This window comes from Desulfonispora thiosulfatigenes DSM 11270 (assembly GCF_900176035.1).
Lineage (GTDB): Bacteria > Bacillota > Peptococcia > Peptococcales > Desulfonisporaceae > Desulfonispora > Desulfonispora thiosulfatigenes.
In genome coordinates, this window is the sequence record NZ_FWWT01000005.1 from 122,572 (window position 1) to 143,046 (window position 20,475).

Below are 20,475 nucleotides of genomic sequence, written 5' to 3' on the forward strand. Positions count from 1 at the left end.
AAAGTATATCAGCAAATAGCCTTTCTAGAGAGACTGGTATTACCCTACAATATAAAGATAGGTATCTATACTATTAGATACTGCCTTTTCTATAACTTTTATAAAATCACTATAATCGCCTGTTACGCTTGCCTTTTCTAATGCATTCATATACTCATCTCTAGCTTCTATTTTTATTACACAAACAGGGTATCCATTTCTCATTAATATAAGATTAGTAAGAAGCCTTGCACTTCTACCATTACCATCTATAAATGGATGTATATAAGTATATTTGTGATGAAACATTGCTGCAAGCTCTATGGGGTGTAATTTTACTTTATTTTCATTATACCAATAAATCAGCTCTCTCATTTGCTCCTCAACTAAAAAGTTTTCAGGTGGTCTATGCTCACTACCACTTATTAACACATTAACATTTCTATAAACACCTGCATTTTCATTATTTATACTTTTTAAAATTATATAGTGAAGATTTTTAATAACTGTTTCTGTAATATTTATATCTTTTCTCACTATATCTTCTATATAATCTATAGCTTCTTTATGATTTATAACTTCTAAATGTTCCTTTAATGTTTTTCCTTTTCCTATTGTAATTCCATCTTCAAGTACTACTTTTGTCTCTGTTAATGTCAATGTATTTCCTTCTATAGCATTAGAATTGTATGTTAGCTCTACATCATAATATTTTTTTAAGTTGTTTATTGCAATTTTTGAAAAAGGTTTTTTACTATCTAAAAGTACTTTCTGTTTATCTATTTCTTCAAACATAGTTTTCACCTCTTAGCTTTCTTTTCTCGTTAATGCTAGCAGTCAAACATATTAATTCGCCATTCTGCCTATTAATATTTGTTTGGAATTTATATTTTCCTTTGCCCTCAGGGCAAAAAATTGCTAATCCATGCTGATTGTTTTTAGCGTTATACCCACTTATAATATATCCACTTCAAATTCAATTTCATCGATTTCAGGATTATAAATATAATATCAATCCTAAATTCGTTCTTCCTGATGCTAAATTTAGTAGTGACTGTAAATATTCTTTTTTAACTCCATGACCTAATTGATTAATAACGGATTCATCACAAGACATTTCCATATCTTTGCCGCTCAACCAAAATGCAATCCAAACTAAGGGATTAAACCAATGAATACATAAAGTCAGATAACTTAAAAATCTACTAACATGGTCAAATCTCTTTATGTGTGTTTGCTCATGTAGCACTATATAATCCTTCTCAATTTCTGACAAATATGAAGGTAGATATATCTTCGGCTTAATCAAACCTAAGACAAAAGGTGTTTCCACATTATCTGATCGGTAAATATTATCCTTTTCAAGGTTTGCATGTTCTAATTTACTTTTAATCCTTTTAAGTGATAGCATTCCATACATTAATAGAACAGCAATTCCAAAAATCCAAAGCAATGATCCCAAAAAGACCCAACCTGCATCGGATTCACACTAGCACCTATATCAGCAACTGTTAGCGAACCGCTGATAGATTGTTCAGCCTTGGTTATGCCTGTATTAATATTAGGCGTTGGTTCTAATAAAATATTGTTAGAAATGGGCGTAGGATTGATTGGGATTAAGCTCAAAACACTTTCGAATGTAATAGGGACAATAAGTCTAATGAGAACAACTGCCCACAATATGTACGAATACTTTTTTGGTGCTTTCTTAAGAAGCAATCTTGTTACTAATATGAACATAATAACTATGCTTCCTATATAACTCATATTAATGACTTGTAAAAACATTTTCTCCAACATCCTACACCTCCCTTTTGTATCCATCAATTAATTGTTGAATTTCTTCAATCTCTTTATCACTTAACTTTTTTCGCCTAGTAAATGCTGCTAAAAATCTTGGCAAGGATCCTTTGAAAGATTCTTCTAAAAATTCTTCTCCTTTTTCTGCTAGAAAATCGTCTTTTCTAATTAAGACTTTAACCGTTCCATTTTCATTTTTAAATATACCTCTTTCACAAAGGCGTTTTAGCATGGTATATGTTGTCGTTCTTTTCCACTCGAATACCTCAGTACATATCTCAATCAGATTTCGAGTTTTAATAGGGGCTTTATCCCAAATAATATCTGCAAATCTCTGTTCCATTTCACCCAGTTTATATTTTTCCATAAGAAAACCTCCCATGTCTAATGTCCTTAGACAATTTTAGTCTAATGCCGTTAGACTAAAAAGTCAATATATAAAAAAATTACAGACTTGTTATGCCTGCAATCCTTTGATTGATATCTAATAAAGCGATAGAAATATAGATAAGACCAAACCATTTATAATAATTCTACTCTAAAGGCAACAATTCTCTTATTACACATAAAAAACCTACTTAAATGTATACAAAGTATAACAAATAAGTAGGTTCTTATTACTGTAAAACCATCTTCCAGACTTATAAGATTAATATTAAAATTAAATCTTATAAGTCCTTAGAACACTGGCGGCTCGTCCTCAGTTAAAACTTCGTCCTTTGCCTCTGTGCCTTGAATGCTTTGGTTACTTCGATTATTCATCGTTGTTCCCTCCTACATTCAGATTGATTTTACAATAATATTATGTGCAGAATTTCGGGTTTTATACTTAAAATCTATATACCTTTGAATAATTTATTAATACACATTTGAACCTCATTTTATATTGCAGTTAATAAATCCATTTTATATTTTCGCAACCTTAAAATACGTAATAATCAAATTTTCTCCATGTATTTAATAAATATTCTTACTTAACTCTATATGAAGCATATATATGCCTTAATCCAACTTAATTAGCTCCTCTATTTTCCATTTCTTTTAGAGATGTTCCATTTTCTGTTTTCCACTCTACAAGCCCATTTGCATGGCCACCAATAACAAAAGCTGCAGCATATGAAGGGCTGTTAAATAATACGTTTTCTTGTAAGATGCCTAATTCATCTATTTTTGCTTTTAACCTACGTTCCTTTATTCCTGGTGGAATACTTGCAGAATCAATAGTTTCAATATGGCTTCCCTTTAAAAGAACAAAACCTTCTATTGTCTGCTTGCAACTTGCCTCAATTAACTTCCCACTTTTACTACTTTTCCTCTTCATAAAAAGTGTTAATTCCTCATCCTCAATTGCTTCTTTTATTTTTGGTATTCTAGAATTATCGGCTAAACCTTCAAATAATTTATGTCCTAAAGTTCCCATTACAATCTTAGCATAATCTATAAATTCTTCTAGTTCGCTTTCTTTTTCTTCTGTTATATTCCCCATAGTAGGGTCAATGCTGTTTTTAACTAAATAGCGACCCGCTTCTGTTGCAATTCCAACAAAACGATTCTCAAGATAACTAATTTCTGTCGGACCAAAAGAGTTATTAGAAGTTGTAAAAACAATAGCTTCTGTCCAATAATCCTTGTCGGGGCTTCGTTTATGTTCTACTAATCTACACAGAATTCCGTCTCCATTTTTACGAATTCCTGCCTGCCCTATATAAACGATATTTTCTCCCGTCTGATCAGAAGTCCCAAAAAGAAAATAGACACCACTTTGCTTAAGATCATCCCGCTCTTTACATTTATCTAGTTCTGTTCTAGGTATTTTATATGCAACTCCTGTCCAATTAGCGAGAGTACATTTTATCCTTCCAACAGCTGTTCCATCCATTAGAAACAAATTAATACTTTTACCACGTACCGCCAAACTTGTCACCCCTAAATTTATCAACTATCAATAGAAAAAATTCATTTAACAATTCAATATTTATATATTATATTTCATCCTGACTAATTTCCAATTTTTTTAAGAGATCATCTTGAGCGATGAATTCACCTTAAAACTTACTCTCTTCTAGTAGTAAGTGATCTTCTTCCGATATATATTCATACTCTGATTCATTTATTTTACTCCATATGTTTTAGCTTTCTTTAAACTTTAAAAACTCAACCATATCATAACCGTTTTAATATTTTCTGGTTTTAATTCATCTTTTAATATTTGTTCATTTTTTTTGCTAGGGTCATCTTTATCCCACCTAATTACAATTACTTATATTAATATTATATCATTAATAATGTATATGTTATACAATTCTGTACTTTATATATACTTAATCACATTTATAACATTCTCTTCCTTTCCACGTAAATCTTCCACTTTCGCGCATAATATAATAGCACACTAAGTGAAAATGTATATCTATAGCCTCAACCCCAAAATGTTTATTAAGCCTGGTCTACTCTTGAAAGATAAAAAATAAGGTTTCCATCAATCAGTGATTGTTACCGAAAGTCTGGAAACCTTTTATATCAAGCTATTTACAGCGTGTTTAGTTATCTTTGCGTGACATCAATACAACCGTCTCCACATGCCTTGAGAGTACAATAAAGATGTCATGGGTATACAGTAACCCCTTGGCGGAAGGTTGTTTCTACGGATTTTGCTCCTTTTAACCTTTTACATAATGCTATAAAATTGCAAACAATAAAGCCTTCAAATGTATTTCAACACTTGAAGGCTTTATTGGATACAATTTTAATTGTTTGCTTCTTTTTTAAGTTCTAGTACTTCTTCTTTGGTTAGGTCTGTAGCTTATGCTATTTGTTCTATTGGCAATCCTGTACTTAGCTACTGCTTTGCTTCCTCTTTCCACACCTTTTTCTATACCACGCATTTAATTAAATAAGGTTATTTACAGTAATCATTAAGTGTAATATTGCTTTGATACAGCTTTTCATATTGCTTCTAAATAGTTTTGTGCTATGTATCGCAGCCACTGTATAGCAATCAATAGTTCCATCCTTAAATGTTTTGTTTGCCTTAACTTTTTAACAACAATTTTCAGTGCATTAGTATAATAATCCTTTAGTTTTTAAGCTATCTCTGATATTATAACTGATTTGGATAATCATTCCTTTTTACTGTCCGTAGACCCAACATATATTTAGTACTTGTAATATTAAAACCACCAGAGTGATTTTATATAGTAAATCCTTTTATCATCATAACTCACTGGATATACACTTAAATCCAAATGTTCAACATGTCTTTTAATAGCTTCCATCATATCACTGTAGTTTAATTCTTCAACAGTTTTTGATGACACGCAAAAATCCCTTGATATCTAAAACCTCTATCAGAAAACAGCCTGTCAACAAAGTCTATTTTTATCTTTTCTGTTTCAGATATATACTCAAAATAACACTTCTCTTTCACATCTTCTACATATTTACCAGAATATAAATCTAGAGCCATTGACCATTACTTCATCTTGCTGATATTGATACTGATATCCAAGATTTACATTTTGGCTTAGGGAGTGGCTTTCTTGTTGTGTATAGGGTAAGCAATCTAACACTAATACGCAGAAATATTGGTGTTAGCAGCAAAAACGCTTCCCTTGCGTTAAGGGGGCAGTGAAGTTCTTTGTGTTAATAATTTTACGCAATAATTCTTGCACCTCAATCTCAATATACGGAGTATATTGAGATTGAGATTGAAAAGAAAACAGTTTGTTTTTCAACAAACTATAAAAATTGACCATATCTTCTTATATATAATTTTTTTAGTAGCGTTACTAATACCATATAAGCTAATATTGTAGTTGCTAACCATAAAAAGTATATTGGTGGCATGGCTGCCATCCCCATCATTTTACCAAAAGCTGTATATGGTATAATTGTACCTATTGAGATTGCTATTGTTGTTAAAGTCAGCACTGGTAAAGATGCTCGACTTTGAATAAATGGTATCTTTGGAGTTCTTATCATATGAATAACTAAAGTTTGAGACCATAATGACTCTACAAACCATCCAGCATTAAATAATGACATAAATAATATATTATCCACACCTGGTGCACCATAAGCCCCACCACAAACTGCTGGACATATAACGAAGAACATTAATAAATAAGTTGTAATATCAAATACTGAGCTTGTTGGTCCTATAAAGCGCATAAAACTTCCGATTGAAGAAGCATCCCACTTACGAGGTTTCTTTAGATATTCAGTATCTACATTATCCCATGGAATTGAGATACAAGATATATCATATATAAGATTTAAAACTAGTATTTGAACAGGTAACATTGGTAAAAAAGGTAAAAAGGCACATGCAACTAATACACTAAACATATTTCCAAAATTAGAACTTGCAGTCATTTTAATATACTTAATGATATTTGCAAAAGTTTTACGCCCTTCAATTACGCCTCTTTCAAGTACCATTAAATCCTTTTCTAGTAGAATGATGTCAGCAGATTCTTTTGCTATATCAACTGCGGTATCAACAGAAATGCCTACATCAGCCTTTCTCATTGCAGGAGCATCATTAATTCCATCTCCCATAAATCCTACAACATGTCCGTTACTTCTTAAAACTGATACCACCCTGGATTTTTGTTGTGGTGATAATTTCGCAAAAATATTAGTTTCCTCAACAGAAATTTTAAGATCTGCATCAGTCATAGTTTCAATATCAGAACCTAAAAGTATATTATTTGCATTGATGCCAACTTTGTTACATACATATCTTGTTACTTTCTCATTATCACCTGTTAGCACTTTAACCTCTACTCCATATTCATGCAAAGCTTTTATTGCATCCGCAGATGTTTCCTTAGGTGGATCTAGGAAACCTATATAACCCATCAGCACCATGTCAGATTCATCTTTAATAGAGAATACTCCCTCTGGTGATGGATTTGTTTTTTGAGCTACTGCAACAACTCTCATTCCATATGCATTAAGCTCATCAACAGTTTCAAGAATTTCATTCTTTATTTCATCAGTAAGCTCTTCTACATTTCCTTTATATTCAGCAAATCTACATATTGCTAGCATTTCTTCTACTGCACCCTTTGTAATAAGCTGAGTTTTACCATTTTTATCTTCTAGCACTACTGACATTCTACGACGGGTAAAATCAAATGGAATTTCATCTACCTTTTCATACATTGTATTTAAGTTTGAAAACCCTTCTTCATCGCCATGTTCAAGTATTGCTACATCAAGTAAATTCTTAAGTCCAGTTTGAAAATAACTATTTAAATAGCCATGTCTTAATACTCTTATATCTTCATTACCACTAATATCAAGGTGACGTTCTAAAATAATCTTATCTTCTGTAAGTGTTCCTGTTTTATCAGTACATAAAATATTCATAGCTCCAAAATTTTGTATTGCATTTAAATTTTTCACTATAGTTTTACGTTTAGACATCATTACTGCACCTTTTGCAAGGTTTGTAGTAACAATCATTGGAAGCATTTCTGGTGTAAGTCCCACTGCAACTGATAATGCAAATAAAAATGCTTGAAGCCAATCTCCTTTTGTTACTCCATTAATTATAAATACAACTGGAACCATGCACATCATAAATCTTATTAATAACCAGCTTACTGAATTAACTCCTTTATCAAAGCTTGTTGCTTCTCTTTTTTCAGTAATTGCATCTGCCATAGTTCCAATACATGTATCATTTCCAGTGGTAATTACAACCGCCATAGCTATACCACTAATAACATTAGTTCCCATAAATGCTAAGTTTTCAAGTTCAAGAGGGCTTAATGATTTTTTTGCTCTTGTAGCTTGTGGTAATTCACTAAATTTTTCTACTGGTTCTGACTCTCCTGTCATAGAAGATTGACTAATAAATAGATCCTTAGAATAAATGATTCTCACATCGGCTGGAATCATATCACCAGCAGTAAGCTTGATAACATCTCCTGGAACAATATCTGATATAGGAATTTCAACATTATTTTCATTACGAAAGACAGTAGCTGTAGTTTTAATCATTGCCTTTAACTTTTCCCCAGCCTTATTTGATCTACCTTCTTGAATAAAGCGAAGAGCACCACTTATTGTAACCATTGTAACTATAATAATAGCAGTTATTAAACTTCTATCCTCTGGAGCTGCAATTATATAGTCTGTAAAGAAAGAAACCATTGCAAGTATTATAAGAACTACAGAAAATGGGTTAATAAATGCACTAACAAGCTTTTTGAGCCATGTCACTTCATTACTGTAATTTATTTCATTATGTCCATACTCATTTATTCTTTCTTCGGCATCTTCCCCTGTAAGTCCTTTACTATTGGTTTTAAGTTCTTTGAACATATTCTCTTCTTCAAGCAATCCAAATTGAAGTAAGTTTTCAAAGATTTTATCTTTCTTTTTATTTTTTTCTATCATTGCTGAGTTTGTTTTATTTTCAGTTATTTTAAATTTCATTTTCACACCCTCCTAAATAATTAAAATTGATTATGTTATAGGATATGAGAATAGATAAAAACAAGGCATATAAACTATAAATTCATAGTAGCAAAATGACTTAATTTCTTTTTTACTTTTAAGGTATATATTTAGGGAAAATAAACAAGCAGTAAGATGGCTGCGTATTTGAAAATTCTTAATATACTCCACCACATATACATATATTATCCTATATTGTTTCAAAAAATATTCACCCTTAGGGTAATCATCTATTCCCATATGACTACTGCCATCTTCCACTTGTTTTCACCTCACTTATTAATATAAAAAATCACCTAAATAAGAAAAATCCAAATTACTTAGATATTCTTATATCCCTGTGAACAACACCATTTTCATGAAGATATCTTTAAATTTTAATTAGCTTAATTCCTACTTCAAAAAATTCTTCATGCAAAAATTTATGTTTATACTTAAAAAGCATATCTTTTACAGTACATTCATGTTTAAATTCTAAAACATATAGTATCTTTAAGTCAAATTTGTTTTATTTTTTTATATATTTCACAACCTTTATTAATTCATACCAAATAACCGAAGCTATTGCTATCACAACAGCTATAATTAATTGATTTAAAGATAAAGGTGCAAGCTTCAAAGAACCACTTAGAGGTGTATATAACATTACTATTAATCCAATAATTGTTCCTAAATTAACTGCCAACATTACCTTATCCTTTATAAGTCTCATAAAAGATTTAATTGCAAATTCTGAATTAGAACTATTAACTTGAACTAATAATACATTAGCTAACAATATAATAGTGAGTCCCATTGCCCTTGCAATAGGCGCATTGTCTGGAAACTGCTTTAAAAATGCAAAATAGGTTCCAAAGGATGCTCCAAATATCACAAAGCCTTGCATCAAACTTTTGAAAAGTATTTTTGCTGTTAGCAGTTTTTCATTTGGATCACGTGGTGGTCGTTCCATAATATCCTGTTCAGCTGGCTGCCTTTCTAATACAATGGAACAAGTAGGGTCAATTACCAGTTCAAGTAAAACAACATGCAATGGAAGTAATAGAAGACTTGCAGGACTTATCCCCAATAAAGGAGCAAATAGTGAAGAAAGTGCAATAGGAATATGAATAGTGAATACATATCCAACTGCTTTTCTGATGTTATCATAAATTCTTCTACCATCCTTTATTGTATCAACAATAGTAGAGAAATTGTCATCAAGCAAAATTAAATCCGCTGCTTCTCTTGAAACTTCTGAACCACGTTTCCCCATAGCAATACCTATGTCTGCATATTTAAGAGCAGGAGCATCATTAACACCATCACCGGTCATTGCAACTATTTCTCCATTTTCCTTAAAGGCTTTAACTATCCTCATTTTATGCTCAGGTACAACTCTAGAAAAGACGCTTACATCTTTAACTCTTTCACGAAGTTGTTCGTCACTCATTTTATTAAGATCATCACCAGTAATAATTTTATCACTGTTTGGCATATTAATTTGCTTTGCAATAGAGCTAGCAGTGATTCCGTTATCTCCTGTTATCATAACTACACGAACCCCAGCTTTGGTACAAGTTTTAATATCTTCTTTTACTGATTCTCTTGGAGGATCTGCAAGACCAACCATTCCACAAAGCTGTAGACTACATTCCATAAGTGTATCAGGTATATCATTTTTGCTATTTAACAGCATTTGTCCTACTGCAATAACACGAAGACCTTGAATAGACATTTCTATTATTTTGTTTTCTGCTATTTTTCTATCCTCAGCCGTTAATTTACATATTGTTAAAATATGCTCAGGTGAACCTTTTGCTACAACTACAATATTATCTCCATTTTTCCAAACGTGACCCATCATTTTCAATTCATCAGTAAAAGCATATTCTTTTATAAGCTCTCCGCCAAAAAGAGTATCTCTTGTAATTCCTTGTTTTTCACAATAGGATATCATAGCCTTTTCCATTGGGTCATAGGCATCCGGTTTACAACCCATCCCCATTACCTGAGTCAATTTTTTTGAATCACTTATTAAACTCCAAGTATCTGTAACTGTCATTTGATTCATTGTTATTGTACCTGTTTTATCAACGCAAAGAACAGAAACAGCACCTAGAGTTTCTACTGATGGTAATTTTCTAACAAGGGAATTTTTCTTAGCAAGTCTCCAAGCTCCCATTGATAGAAATATTGTTAGAATAACTGGAAACTCTTCTGGTATCATTGCCATAGCAAGAGTTACTCCTGATAAAACACTTTCTATAATCCTATCAATAAGGCTGTGATCTGGTATATTAAAATACGTAACAACTCCAACAAAAACAAATAAAACTGCTGCCATTCCTGCACATAGTTTTACTATTTTCCCTATTTGTTTTTGAAGTGGTGTTGGGCTATCTGGAGCCGACATAACATTCTGTCCTATTTTCCCATATTCAGTTTCTGAGCCTATTTTATCTACTAATACAACTCCAGTACCTTGTGTAACAAGAGTTCCTGCGTAGCAATAGTCAGTACGCCAATAATCAGTGCTATTTTTATCTTTATTCTCTGTAGTAACTTTCCAAACTCCTTCTGCCTCTCCAGTGAGGGATGACTCATCAACACAAAGAGTACTTGCCCTTAAAACCACACCATCAGCAGGCACTTTAACACCTTCAGCGATATACATTATGTCACTAGGTACTAAGTCTGCACTATTAATTGTTTTTTCTATTCCGTCTCGAAGTACTTTGATATGCGGAGCTGATAAATCTTTTAATGCCTTTAATGTTTTATCAGTTTTCCATTCTTGAATTACCTCAATGCTAATAATTCCAACCACGAAAACAAGCATGATAGCACCATCTTTAGGTTCTCCTAGAATAAAATAGATTCCAGCTGCAATAATTAACAATAAAAACATTGGCTCGGTAATAACGTGAAAAATCTTATGCACAAAGCTTTCCTTTTTTTCAGCCACAAGTTCATTCTTGCCAAATTCTTCTTGAAGCTTTTTTGCTTCTTGAGAAGTAAGTCCTTGAAGTTCTTTGATTTCTTGTTCTGTCATAATAGTTACCTCCATTTTTTCTTATTATAAGAATATTTTAAGATAGCTCTATGGCATTGCAATTCACAGAATTGTTCTATAAATGGGTATAAAAAAACCTGTAGAACATTTCACTGTCCCACAGGTGTATAATCATCCTGCTGCCAATTAAGGCCCGGCCCCACGAACTTATAAATAAGTTCATCGCCTGCTCAGTTTGTACTGTAGATTTATATGCAGCGCAAAGAGATAATTTAATTCTAACAAGTAATTATTCCTTTGTCAATATTTATTTTTGTCAAGTTCATAGAGTCTATTGGTAAAGTATTGATTATATTTTGTTCGTTATACCATAATCTCATTTTTTTATTTCTTTAATAACATCATCTTTATTAAAGTGAGCAAGTGATCCTTTGAAACTAATGCCTAATTCTGATTTATACGATAAAGCTTCAAGAATTTTTACTTCTAACCCCAGTTTATATAGTATATACATATTATTCTCCTAAAGTAATTTATTATCCTTAGTCCATTGTTGTTATTATTATTTTATAATATACCTAAATATTTATTCTGTATTATTCGCCAAATATTCCGTTTACTTATACCCAGTAAATACACCAACATTAAAACCCTCAGCACCCTCTGAGGATTTTAGTCTTAGAATATTCAATTACTCCAGGAGCAGTAATCTATATTCCATCTTCCTTGTTACCGCCCCCGCCATTCTCATTTCCCTTAATCATAGTAATCCACAATCTGTTCCATAACAATTCCTGATTCAAACTGTATCCTCAACCTTTCGCCTTTGTTTACTTTTATGCTCTTAATTAACCTTCTTACCAACTCCTCATCAAATTCTTTTACCTGTGGTCTCACAGTCTTTAAAGTGCTGTCCATCTCCATTAGCCGTTGTTCATATCTATCTGCTTGCTTTTTCTCCTGTACGAGCCTTAATTTTGCCTTTTTCAGCTCATTTATCTCTTCTGATATCCTTTTGTATTCGTCATCAAAATCTTCTGCTACAGCTCCTTGTTTTGCGTTTTCTTCGATTAAAAATAGCATTTCTTTTTGTAAGGATTCTATTTGATCATCATATTCTGTTGGGATATCTTTGGTGGAGTATCCACCCATTACTCTTATGACATTTTCTCTGAATGCTCCTATAAAATCTCCATTGTTTTCTACTACATTATTAATAGCTGTCATTATAGCATTATGTAGTGGTTCTTCCTTTAGAGTAGGTGAATTCTTACAGCTTGCTTTTGTTCCATTTTTTAGTCTGTTTTCACATCGCCATACTGCAGATTTTTGTCCATATTTGGACCATACCTGTCGTCTGTAGGGATGTCCACATTCACTACAGACTAGAATCTCTGTTAAGGCATATTTAGAGATATGTGACATGTCACATATTGATGGCTATGTGCCTAAAAATAATATGGGACTAAGTGGTATGGGAATGGTGTAAATACAGATGTTTATTATAAATTTCGTCCCATATTATTTTAATAAATATAAATGTCCTTTAAAATATAATTAGGGCTTTTTAAAGCTACTAAATACTTTGGAGGTTTTTTATGAAAAAGAAATTAGATGAACTAACTAGTGAAGTTTTAAATGAACTTGAGGCTTCAGGTTACAGTAAATTAACAAGGGACAATTTTAGATATTTCTGGAATGGTATGGTTCGATATTTTGAGAGTAAAAACATTTATGAATTTAACTCTGAAATTGCAATGGAATATTTTGAAATTAGATGTAGCAACACAGATTTAAAAAAACGCAGTGAAAATTTTATTAAAAGAGCTATTTTAATTTTAGACCATTACAATAATTATGGCGAAATTCCCCTAAGATGCTACACTCCTATAACCAAACTGAACAATCCCAAATATATTGAAATCTTAAATAATTATGGGAAATACCTGGCAGAAGGAGAATATTCTTCCCGTACCGTTGAAGGATATCTAAGAAATGTTGTAGGGTTTATACAATTTTTAGAGGGAAATGAATATTTGTGCATAGATAAGTGGTCTGCAGAAATTATGTTTAAATATATTGAAACACTTTCAGAATTTAAAAAAGCCACTATTAAACACAAGACAGGTTCTGTAAGATTGTTTTTACGTTACTTGTATCTAGAAAATATTACAAAGGTGGATTTGTCACAATATATTGGTACCATAAGAGGAACTTATCATCAAAAAATACCATCTTTTTGGACAAAAAATGAAGTGAATCAATTACTAGCTGCGATAGACCAAAACAATCCAAACGAAAAAAGGGACTATGCTATGATTTTACTTGTAGCTAGACTGGGACTTAGAAGCAGTGATGTAAAGAAACTAAAATTTGAGAATTTACACTGGAAAGAAAATCAAATAGTTATTATACAATCAAAAACTGGTGAGCCCCTTACACTACCTCTTTTAAGAGATGTGGGCTGGGCAATTATTGATTATGTTCAAAATGCCAGACCAAAGGTAGATAATCAACATATATTTTTAAGGCATTTACCACCCTATACTGAACTTTCCGAAAGAAATCATCTTTACAAAACAATAGAAAAGTATATGATGAGAGCAAAACTTCCCATAAGTGCTAAAAAAAGAAACGGTATGCATTCTCTGAGACATTCCCTGGCAACTACCCTTATGGAGGAAAATGTACCCTTAAGCGATATATCTGGTATATTAGGGCATACTTCAGTGGATTCTACATCAATATATCTAAATGTTGATATTAATAGACTCAGAGATTGTGCTCTTGAAGTTAATAACTTGGGGGTAGACCAAGATGGCAAATTTTAATGACTTTACATTTAATAGTGGATTTGCAAGTGATATTGGAGCTTTTATTAAACTAAAACATGGATTAGGAAATATATACTATAGCCCTTCCATAGTTTTAAAATCCTTTGATAAGTTTTGTTATGAAAATTTTAAGTATGAAAATATCCTATCTAAGAATATAGTAATGGCGTGGTATCAGTTGGGAGTTGATAAATATCTAACTCCCAAAACTTTACGGTTAAATATGACTCCCATAAGCCATCTAGCAAAATATCAATGTGATAAGGGTATTCCAGCATATATCTTCCCAACTAAAAGCTTACCTCCAGAAAAAAGATATACCCCTCACATATACAGCACAGAGGAGCTTACTAGGTTTTTCAATGCGACAGATAGATGTAATATTACTCATCAAAATCCAAATAGACATTTAATAATGCCTGTGTTTTTTAGATTATTGTATTCTTGCGGTCTTCGAGTTTCAGAAGCAACTAATTTATTAACTGATAATGTTGATTTAGAAAATGGCATACTAAAGATTATGGAATCAAAAAATGATGGTGAAAGACTTGTTCCATTATCAGAAGATATGCATGAAAGATGCAAAAATTATTATCAATCGGTTCATTTCAGTAATCCACACAAATACTTTTTTCCTTCAAAAACGGATGATCCCATTAAATATATGAATATTTATGGTAATTTTCGTAGATTTTTAAGAAATGCAGAAATTTCTCATGGTGGAAGGAATAATCAAATACGAATGCATGATTTTAGGCATACTTTTGCTGTTCATTGCCTTAGAAATTGGGTACTAGAAGGCAAAGATTTAAATACTTGTTATCCTTATTTAAAAGCATATATGGGACATACATTATTTAGATATACAGCCTATTATCTGAGAATCACGGCTGAAATATATCCAATGATAGAAGAAACCTTAGAGAAACATTACCCAGATATTATTCCGTTTTCCGGAGGTGAAGAATATGAAGGTTTCTGATTTTTCTTATCACCTAACAAACTTTCTAACAACATATATGTCTGGTCAAAGAAATGCAAGTATCAATTCAATCAAAAGTTATCGGGATGCATTTAAATTGTTTTTAACATTTTGTAAAGAAGAAAAAGATATTGTACCTGAGAGATTAACCCTTTCAAAAATCTCACCACAGATTATAAAGGAATACTATGATTGGCTTGAAAAATCTCGAGGCTGCAGCATAACTTCAAGGAATCATAGAAGAACAGCAGTAAATTCATTTTTTAGATATTTACAAATTGAAGCACCTGAGCATTTATTCTTGTGCCAGAAAATACTTGCTATTCCCCAAAAAAGAACCCCTAAAACAGTGGTTGGATATTTGACACCAGAAGAAATGAAATCCTTATTAGCTCTTCCAAGTCGCTCAATTTCATCTGAAAGAAAAGAGCTTGTAATATTAACTGTACTATATGATACAGGAGCAAGGGTTAGTGAGCTATGTGACCTTAAAGTTAGGGATATTCGCCTTGAACCACCTTCAATTATCACATTGATTGGGAAAGGAGAAAAAACAAGACATGTTCCAATAATGAAAAATACTGTTTTACTATTAAAACAATATCTATCAGATTTAGGATATTCAGATACGAAAAATGTAAATATTCCCTTATTCATAAATTGCCACCATGCTCCATACACAAGAAAAGGAATTTCATATATTATTAAAAAATATGAGAATCGTGCTATTGAATCCTCAATACATCTTTCTGACTTCAAAATTACTCCGCATATTTTCAGGCATTCAAAGGCGATGCATTTATATCAGGCAGGGATTGACTTGATTTATATTAGAGATATATTAGGGCATGTTGATATTTCTACAACAGAGATCTATGCAAAAATTGATACGGAACGAAAAAGAGATGCCCTAGAAAAAGCATATCCTGAAATTACTGCATCCACACTTTCAGATTGGAATGACGATAATGATTTGATTGAAAAGTTGTCTAAATTAGTTTAATTCTATTTTAAAATATGGGACGAAGTTTTATGGAAGATGTGTGTATTTACAACATTTCGATACCACTTGGTCCCATATTATTTTTGAGCACATAGCCGTCTGAAGCTTGACCAGTTATGTCATCCTTGATTTTTTCAAGTTCTTGCGGTGTTAAGTTATCATTTAATGTAAGGACTGCCACACCCAGTAGTTCCCCATCAATCATTTCTACAAAGAATACATATTTTGAAACCTTTGCATTGACACTATCATGGTCATCATAATATCTCATGAGACCTCTTTGATTTTCTTCTGGCAGATTATCTTTTTCAATCGCCTCCATTATTTCATCAATATAATTAGTTACTTCATAATTTGACAGTTCCAGTGGTTCATCAACAGTTTCATGATAACCATATTCATTTTCTACATCGTAGGTAGTTATCTTAAGTGGCATATACAATTTCAATACTTGTTGCTCTTTTTGTTTAGGGATCACCATACCAAGGTTTTTAGATAATAGATTAGAGAGTTCTTGATTGTGCCCATGATAAACAAGGTAGCCATTCGTTGAAAATGCACCAACTTCATTTGCTATTTTCTCCCCACCATATCTTTTGAAATCTATATATTCCTCAAGATTATCATCATATTCAAAATGACCTGACTCACAAATAATATATCTGCCGTAGCTCTCAGCATCTTTAATGCCATCATAGATTTCAAATTCGTACATCGATTCTGTAAGGGCTAATATTTCATCAATTGTTTGAGGGTTTACATAGCCCATAAGTTTTTCAAAATACTTTATATCTTTATTTCCCATTTGTTCAAAGTGGTTTGCTAAATTATTTAAGGCATATATTTTAATCAATGGTGTTACATCATCAGAAATAATATTTAATATTCTCTCGGGAAAGTTATGGCTATCTACTGCAACTTCACAATCATATAAAGAAGCAGTTTCTAATCTCATCAGTGCCTTATTAATTTCAATATCAGAACAGGGAAGATATATAAATTCATTCTCGCCTTTGGCTGTTATTTGAACTGTTGCTATTTTTTCTTGCCATTGGTACGGGGGAAAGTGTCTTCCATCATATACTTGATATGGCTCATTATTATTTTTATATAAGACACCATAAGGAGTAATTGTAGAATTGGGATTATTCTTTATAACCTCCATAGCAAAGGATTCACCATCAAGTTCATCTAATTCTCTAGTTGCTACTGCTTGCTTCTCACTTAGGTATAAATCTTTACCTACTCTATTGAGATTACTAAAATCGCTGACAAGACTGTAGCAATGAGTATTAAAACTTAGATTTATTAACTCTGCCATCGTTTTAGACTTTTCAGCAAGGGCGGATGCATAAAATTGTTTTCTTTCTCTTTCAACAAATCCATCTATCCTTTTCATTAAATAGTTTAGTTCATCAATGTTACAAGTATTATCTTGAAGTATCCCTAAAAAATCTTTATTATCTGTATCTACAATATAGCAATTGGTTCCTGTAGTCATTTTTATTCCAAGTTCATTGCAGATTCCATACAGTCTTTCTTCGTCACTTGGAAACCTTACAATTTTCATCTTTTCATTAATGCTACTGGGACTTTTTATTGTAATGTCCATATCTAATACCCCCATTTTATTTAGTGATTAAAAATATATCTGCACCGTACCTTGCAATTAATGATGCATTAATTATTGCTTTAAAGGCTATATCATTAATTAAATCTTCATCAGCTATCTCACTGATTCTTATATGTTCTTTTCCTGTTGATATTGTTTTTGCTGTTTGATATAGGGCATACCCTTCAGTACTAATTTGTCTAAGATGTATCTGGCTAAAATCAAATCCATTTGCCCTTACCGTAGGTTCTGACAGCTTCCACAGCACCTCATCAGCCGTAAGAAGAAATAGAATAGAAATGTAACTTGGTGATGTATCCCTTATATCCATGTCTTGTTTCTGTAATAGATGATAGCACCTTTTCTTGTGGCTATGATTTAAAAATACTTCTCCTTTGAAGTTATTGCTAAGTAATCTTAGTCTGATTCGCAAAGTATTATTTTTTAGTCTTCCAAAGCAATCTTTCACTAAATCTTTATACTTAATTTCATTGCCATTCAGTTTTTCTTTTAAATAAAAGCAGGTACTTATATAGGATCTGTTCCTAGCATTACTTCCACAGTTATTACAATTTACAACACCTCCATCACAATTAAAATAGTTTTGAATAATTATTCCACTGTCTCTTGGTGAAAAATTTGGTGCCGCCATCATCAGTTTTTCTATTCCTTCTAGTGATGTACCATACATAAAAAGTCTTGACATTATTCTCATTCCTTTCTTTTTGTTTTGAAATAAAAAAAGCGAAGCCTATCGATCATAAGTTGATCGATGACTTCGCCTCTTTGGATTTCTGTATTTAGTTTTAGACTTTTATAAAAAAACAGCATCAAGACTTTTTTCTCAGTGCTGTTAAGGTTTTTTATTTTATTGTTTAAATAAAGGGACTCTCATTTGCAGTTATTAATATTTCTTACTTAGATATCTATAGATAATAATTCCAATTACATATTGAAATACAAACAGTCCACCTAGATATATAACAATCAAATCACTATTGTCTATTATTTCTAAACTTCCAAGTATAGAAAACACAACTATTGAAATCGATAGAACAATTATTCCTAAAATATAAGCATATCTACCTGACTTATCTCTCAGCCTTTCCTTTCTTTCATCCTTTAATTCAATATTTTCATTTTGTGTCTTTTCCATATATTTATCTTTATTTTCTGGTCTTGTCCAATAGTAATACTTCCACAACATAACTGCACCAAAAACAATACCTGTAGTTGCGAATCCACTCAATATGCTATTTAATTTAGTTTCAAATAACAATATAAAAACTAGACATGCTATTCCAATTATCAAATTTCCCAATCCAATTATAAAATTATTCTTCTTCATTCTTTTTTCCCCCTTCATAGACAAAAATTTGTTCAATTGATTTTCCAAAATAATCAGAGATAACAAATGCTAATTCTAAAGATGGATTATATTTTCCTGTTTCAATAGAACTAACTGTTTGTCTTGAAACAAGAATCGCTTTAGCGAATTCTTCTTGGCTCAATCCCTTCTCCTTACGTAGCATTTCTACTTTGTTTTTCAAGCAATAACACCCTCCTTTTATTTTGACAAGTTTCCTTTACATATAATGTACTACGTATTTATATTCTTGTCAAGGTTCCTTTACAATATTGTGGTGAGAAAAGCCTAAACTCATCTATCATAAGGTTGAGGAAGATTTGCATTTTTGTGTTTCTGTATTTAGTTTTAATTTTGTATAAAGCAAAAGCACCAAGATTTTTACACCTTGATGCTCTGAAAACCTTTATCTCTATTTAGATAATATCACAATAAAACATTTGTGTTTTTTATAGCTTATATTTTCTGTGCAACTATTAAAAATCTATGTTCAGTCCCTTGAATAACACCATCTGTCTCTAGTTTTTTTTGGAATTTACTTAAATTTTCAAAACAAGTATCGACTGAAAATCCAGGAAATTCCCACTCAATTATTTTTGCGAAATATACCAACGCACCTACATCATAAAAATAGATTGGGGTAAATACTTCTTCCGATTTTAGTATTTCAAAACCATCCATCTTCAACTCAGTAACACTATTATTCAATGTATGGTTTGGAAATTGCGGTTGGAAGTTATCTATCAGTCTACTTGATAAATCATAATCATTTTTACCGCCAATCTGCTGCGTAATAAAATAACCACCTTTTTTTAATATGCGACTCACTTCGTAAGCATCAAACGATTCATGACGGTTGATTATTATATCAAAATAATTATTCTCAAACGGTAATTTATCATCTTCATATACTTGCCTAACGGTAATTCCGAGCGGTTCAAGTTTTTCTTTACAAATCTTTACATTTGGAGGATATGCTTCGGTAACGGAAGTCAAGGCTTGAGGGTGTTTAAGAGTAAGAACAAACTCTCCACCTCCAGTTCCCATATCCAAAAGCTTATCAGTATTTTTGAGAGATGATAAGACAATCGAACGATAATTCCAAGGTAAATCCTCACTGTCCCATCTACCATCAATATATGAAAAATCCCATCCTTTGAACGCATGAGTTTCTTCGGATTTCCACTTTCTTTTTAATTCAATTAAATTCATCATAACTACCCCTTTATATTTATTATAAGCCGATAAACGGTGCAGTTAACTGATAACAAATTTATTTAATCTCGGCACAATCTGTTATCAGATTATACTAACTGCCCCGAGTAATTAATTCGTTGTATTCTCAAGACGAGTTCACCCCTTTCAAAGATTATATTAAATTCTCCCAAGTTGGAAGAATTTTCTTCATACTAAACAATCTTCATTTTCTTCAT

18 protein-coding genes and 1 riboswitch are annotated in these 20,475 nt (G+C 31.8%); of the genes, 3 read left to right on the forward strand and 15 right to left on the reverse strand.

The window, feature by feature from the left end; translation table 11 throughout:
* Positions 1–39: 39 nt before the first annotated feature.
* The 10 genes from B8965_RS00610 to B8965_RS00650 all read right to left on the reverse strand — a co-directional run bounded on the left by B8965_RS00610 (position 40) and on the right by B8965_RS00650 (position 12,670).
* Positions 40–774, reverse strand: coding sequence for a Fic family protein (locus tag B8965_RS00610; RefSeq protein ID WP_084051924.1), 735 nt, complete (start codon positions 772–774; stop codon positions 40–42).
* A gap of 202 nt (positions 775–976) precedes the next feature.
* A complete protein-coding gene (locus B8965_RS12860; protein WP_084051925.1) occupies positions 977–1,441 on the reverse strand; it encodes a M56 family metallopeptidase in 465 nt (154 codons plus the stop codon).
* Positions 1,399–1,779: a M56 family metallopeptidase gene (locus B8965_RS12865; RefSeq protein WP_143334177.1), complete on the reverse strand. Its 381-nt coding sequence runs from the start codon at positions 1,777–1,779 to the stop codon at positions 1,399–1,401. The genes B8965_RS12860 and B8965_RS12865 overlap by 43 nt, the downstream gene beginning before the upstream one ends.
* A 1-nt stretch (position 1,780) precedes the next feature.
* The gene (locus B8965_RS00625; RefSeq protein WP_084051927.1) at positions 1,781–2,146 is read right to left on the reverse strand and encodes a BlaI/MecI/CopY family transcriptional regulator; all 366 of its coding nucleotides are present in this window, start codon (positions 2,144–2,146) and stop codon (positions 1,781–1,783) included.
* Positions 2,147–2,791: 645 nt separating this feature from the next.
* Positions 2,792–3,694, reverse strand: a complete 903-nt coding sequence (locus B8965_RS00630; RefSeq protein WP_084051928.1) for a GIY-YIG nuclease family protein — start codon at positions 3,692–3,694, stop codon at positions 2,792–2,794.
* A gap of 1,374 nt (positions 3,695–5,068) precedes the next feature.
* Entirely contained in the window at positions 5,069–5,245 is a 177-nt protein-coding gene (locus tag B8965_RS12530; RefSeq protein WP_200805838.1) for a hypothetical protein, read from the reverse strand.
* Between the two features lie 272 nt (positions 5,246–5,517).
* Entirely contained in the window at positions 5,518–8,229 is a 2,712-nt protein-coding gene (gene mgtA / locus B8965_RS00635; protein WP_084051929.1) for a magnesium-translocating P-type ATPase, read from the reverse strand.
* A 529-nt stretch (positions 8,230–8,758) separates the two neighbouring features.
* Positions 8,759–11,284 (reverse strand): cation-translocating P-type ATPase, encoded by a 2,526-nt coding sequence (locus B8965_RS00645; RefSeq protein ID WP_084051931.1) that lies wholly within the window; start codon positions 11,282–11,284, stop codon positions 8,759–8,761.
* A gap of 111 nt (positions 11,285–11,395) precedes the next feature.
* Positions 11,396–11,489: riboswitch (NiCo riboswitch) on the reverse strand.
* Positions 11,490–11,621: 132 nt separating this feature from the next.
* Positions 11,622–11,759, reverse strand: coding sequence for a hypothetical protein (locus B8965_RS12385; protein ID WP_159446227.1), 138 nt, complete (start codon positions 11,757–11,759; stop codon positions 11,622–11,624).
* Between the two features lie 242 nt (positions 11,760–12,001).
* Positions 12,002–12,670, reverse strand: coding sequence for a recombinase zinc ribbon domain-containing protein (locus B8965_RS00650; RefSeq protein ID WP_084051932.1), 669 nt, complete (start codon positions 12,668–12,670; stop codon positions 12,002–12,004).
* Positions 12,671–12,843: 173 nt separating this feature from the next.
* Between B8965_RS00650 and B8965_RS00655 the strand changes: the two genes are divergently transcribed.
* From B8965_RS00655 to B8965_RS00665, 3 genes are read left to right on the forward strand one after another with little or no spacing between them, the layout of a single operon-like run.
* On the forward strand, positions 12,844–14,076 hold the full coding sequence (locus B8965_RS00655) for a tyrosine-type recombinase/integrase (RefSeq protein ID WP_084051933.1): 1,233 nt from the start codon (positions 12,844–12,846) through the stop codon (positions 14,074–14,076).
* Positions 14,063–15,061, forward strand: a complete 999-nt coding sequence (locus tag B8965_RS00660) for a tyrosine-type recombinase/integrase (protein WP_084051934.1) — start codon at positions 14,063–14,065, stop codon at positions 15,059–15,061. The genes B8965_RS00655 and B8965_RS00660 overlap by 14 nt, the downstream gene beginning before the upstream one ends.
* Complete coding sequence (locus tag B8965_RS00665) at positions 15,048–16,064, forward strand: site-specific integrase (protein WP_084051935.1); 1,017 nt, start codon at positions 15,048–15,050, stop codon at positions 16,062–16,064. The genes B8965_RS00660 and B8965_RS00665 overlap by 14 nt, the downstream gene beginning before the upstream one ends.
* A 46-nt stretch (positions 16,065–16,110) precedes the next feature.
* On the opposite strand, the gene B8965_RS12225 is transcribed toward B8965_RS00665, so the two are convergent.
* From B8965_RS12225 to B8965_RS00690, 5 genes are all read right to left on the reverse strand, one after another.
* Positions 16,111–17,676 carry an antirestriction protein ArdA gene (locus B8965_RS12225; RefSeq protein ID WP_143334178.1) on the reverse strand — a complete coding sequence of 522 codons (1,566 nt, stop codon included), beginning with the start codon at positions 17,674–17,676 and terminating at the stop codon, positions 16,111–16,113.
* A gap of 16 nt (positions 17,677–17,692) precedes the next feature.
* Positions 17,693–18,382: a hypothetical protein gene (locus B8965_RS00675; protein WP_084051936.1), complete on the reverse strand. Its 690-nt coding sequence runs from the start codon at positions 18,380–18,382 to the stop codon at positions 17,693–17,695.
* A 198-nt stretch (positions 18,383–18,580) separates the two neighbouring features.
* The gene (locus B8965_RS00680) at positions 18,581–19,024 is read right to left on the reverse strand and encodes a hypothetical protein (RefSeq protein WP_084051937.1); all 444 of its coding nucleotides are present in this window, start codon (positions 19,022–19,024) and stop codon (positions 18,581–18,583) included.
* Positions 19,011–19,226: a helix-turn-helix transcriptional regulator gene (locus B8965_RS00685; protein WP_084051938.1), complete on the reverse strand. Its 216-nt coding sequence runs from the start codon at positions 19,224–19,226 to the stop codon at positions 19,011–19,013. Before B8965_RS00685 ends, B8965_RS00680 begins: the two co-directional genes overlap by 14 nt.
* 272 nt (positions 19,227–19,498) lie before the next feature.
* Complete coding sequence (locus B8965_RS00690) at positions 19,499–20,254, reverse strand: class I SAM-dependent methyltransferase (RefSeq protein WP_084051939.1); 756 nt, start codon at positions 20,252–20,254, stop codon at positions 19,499–19,501.
* Between the last annotated feature and the right edge of the window lie 221 nt (positions 20,255–20,475).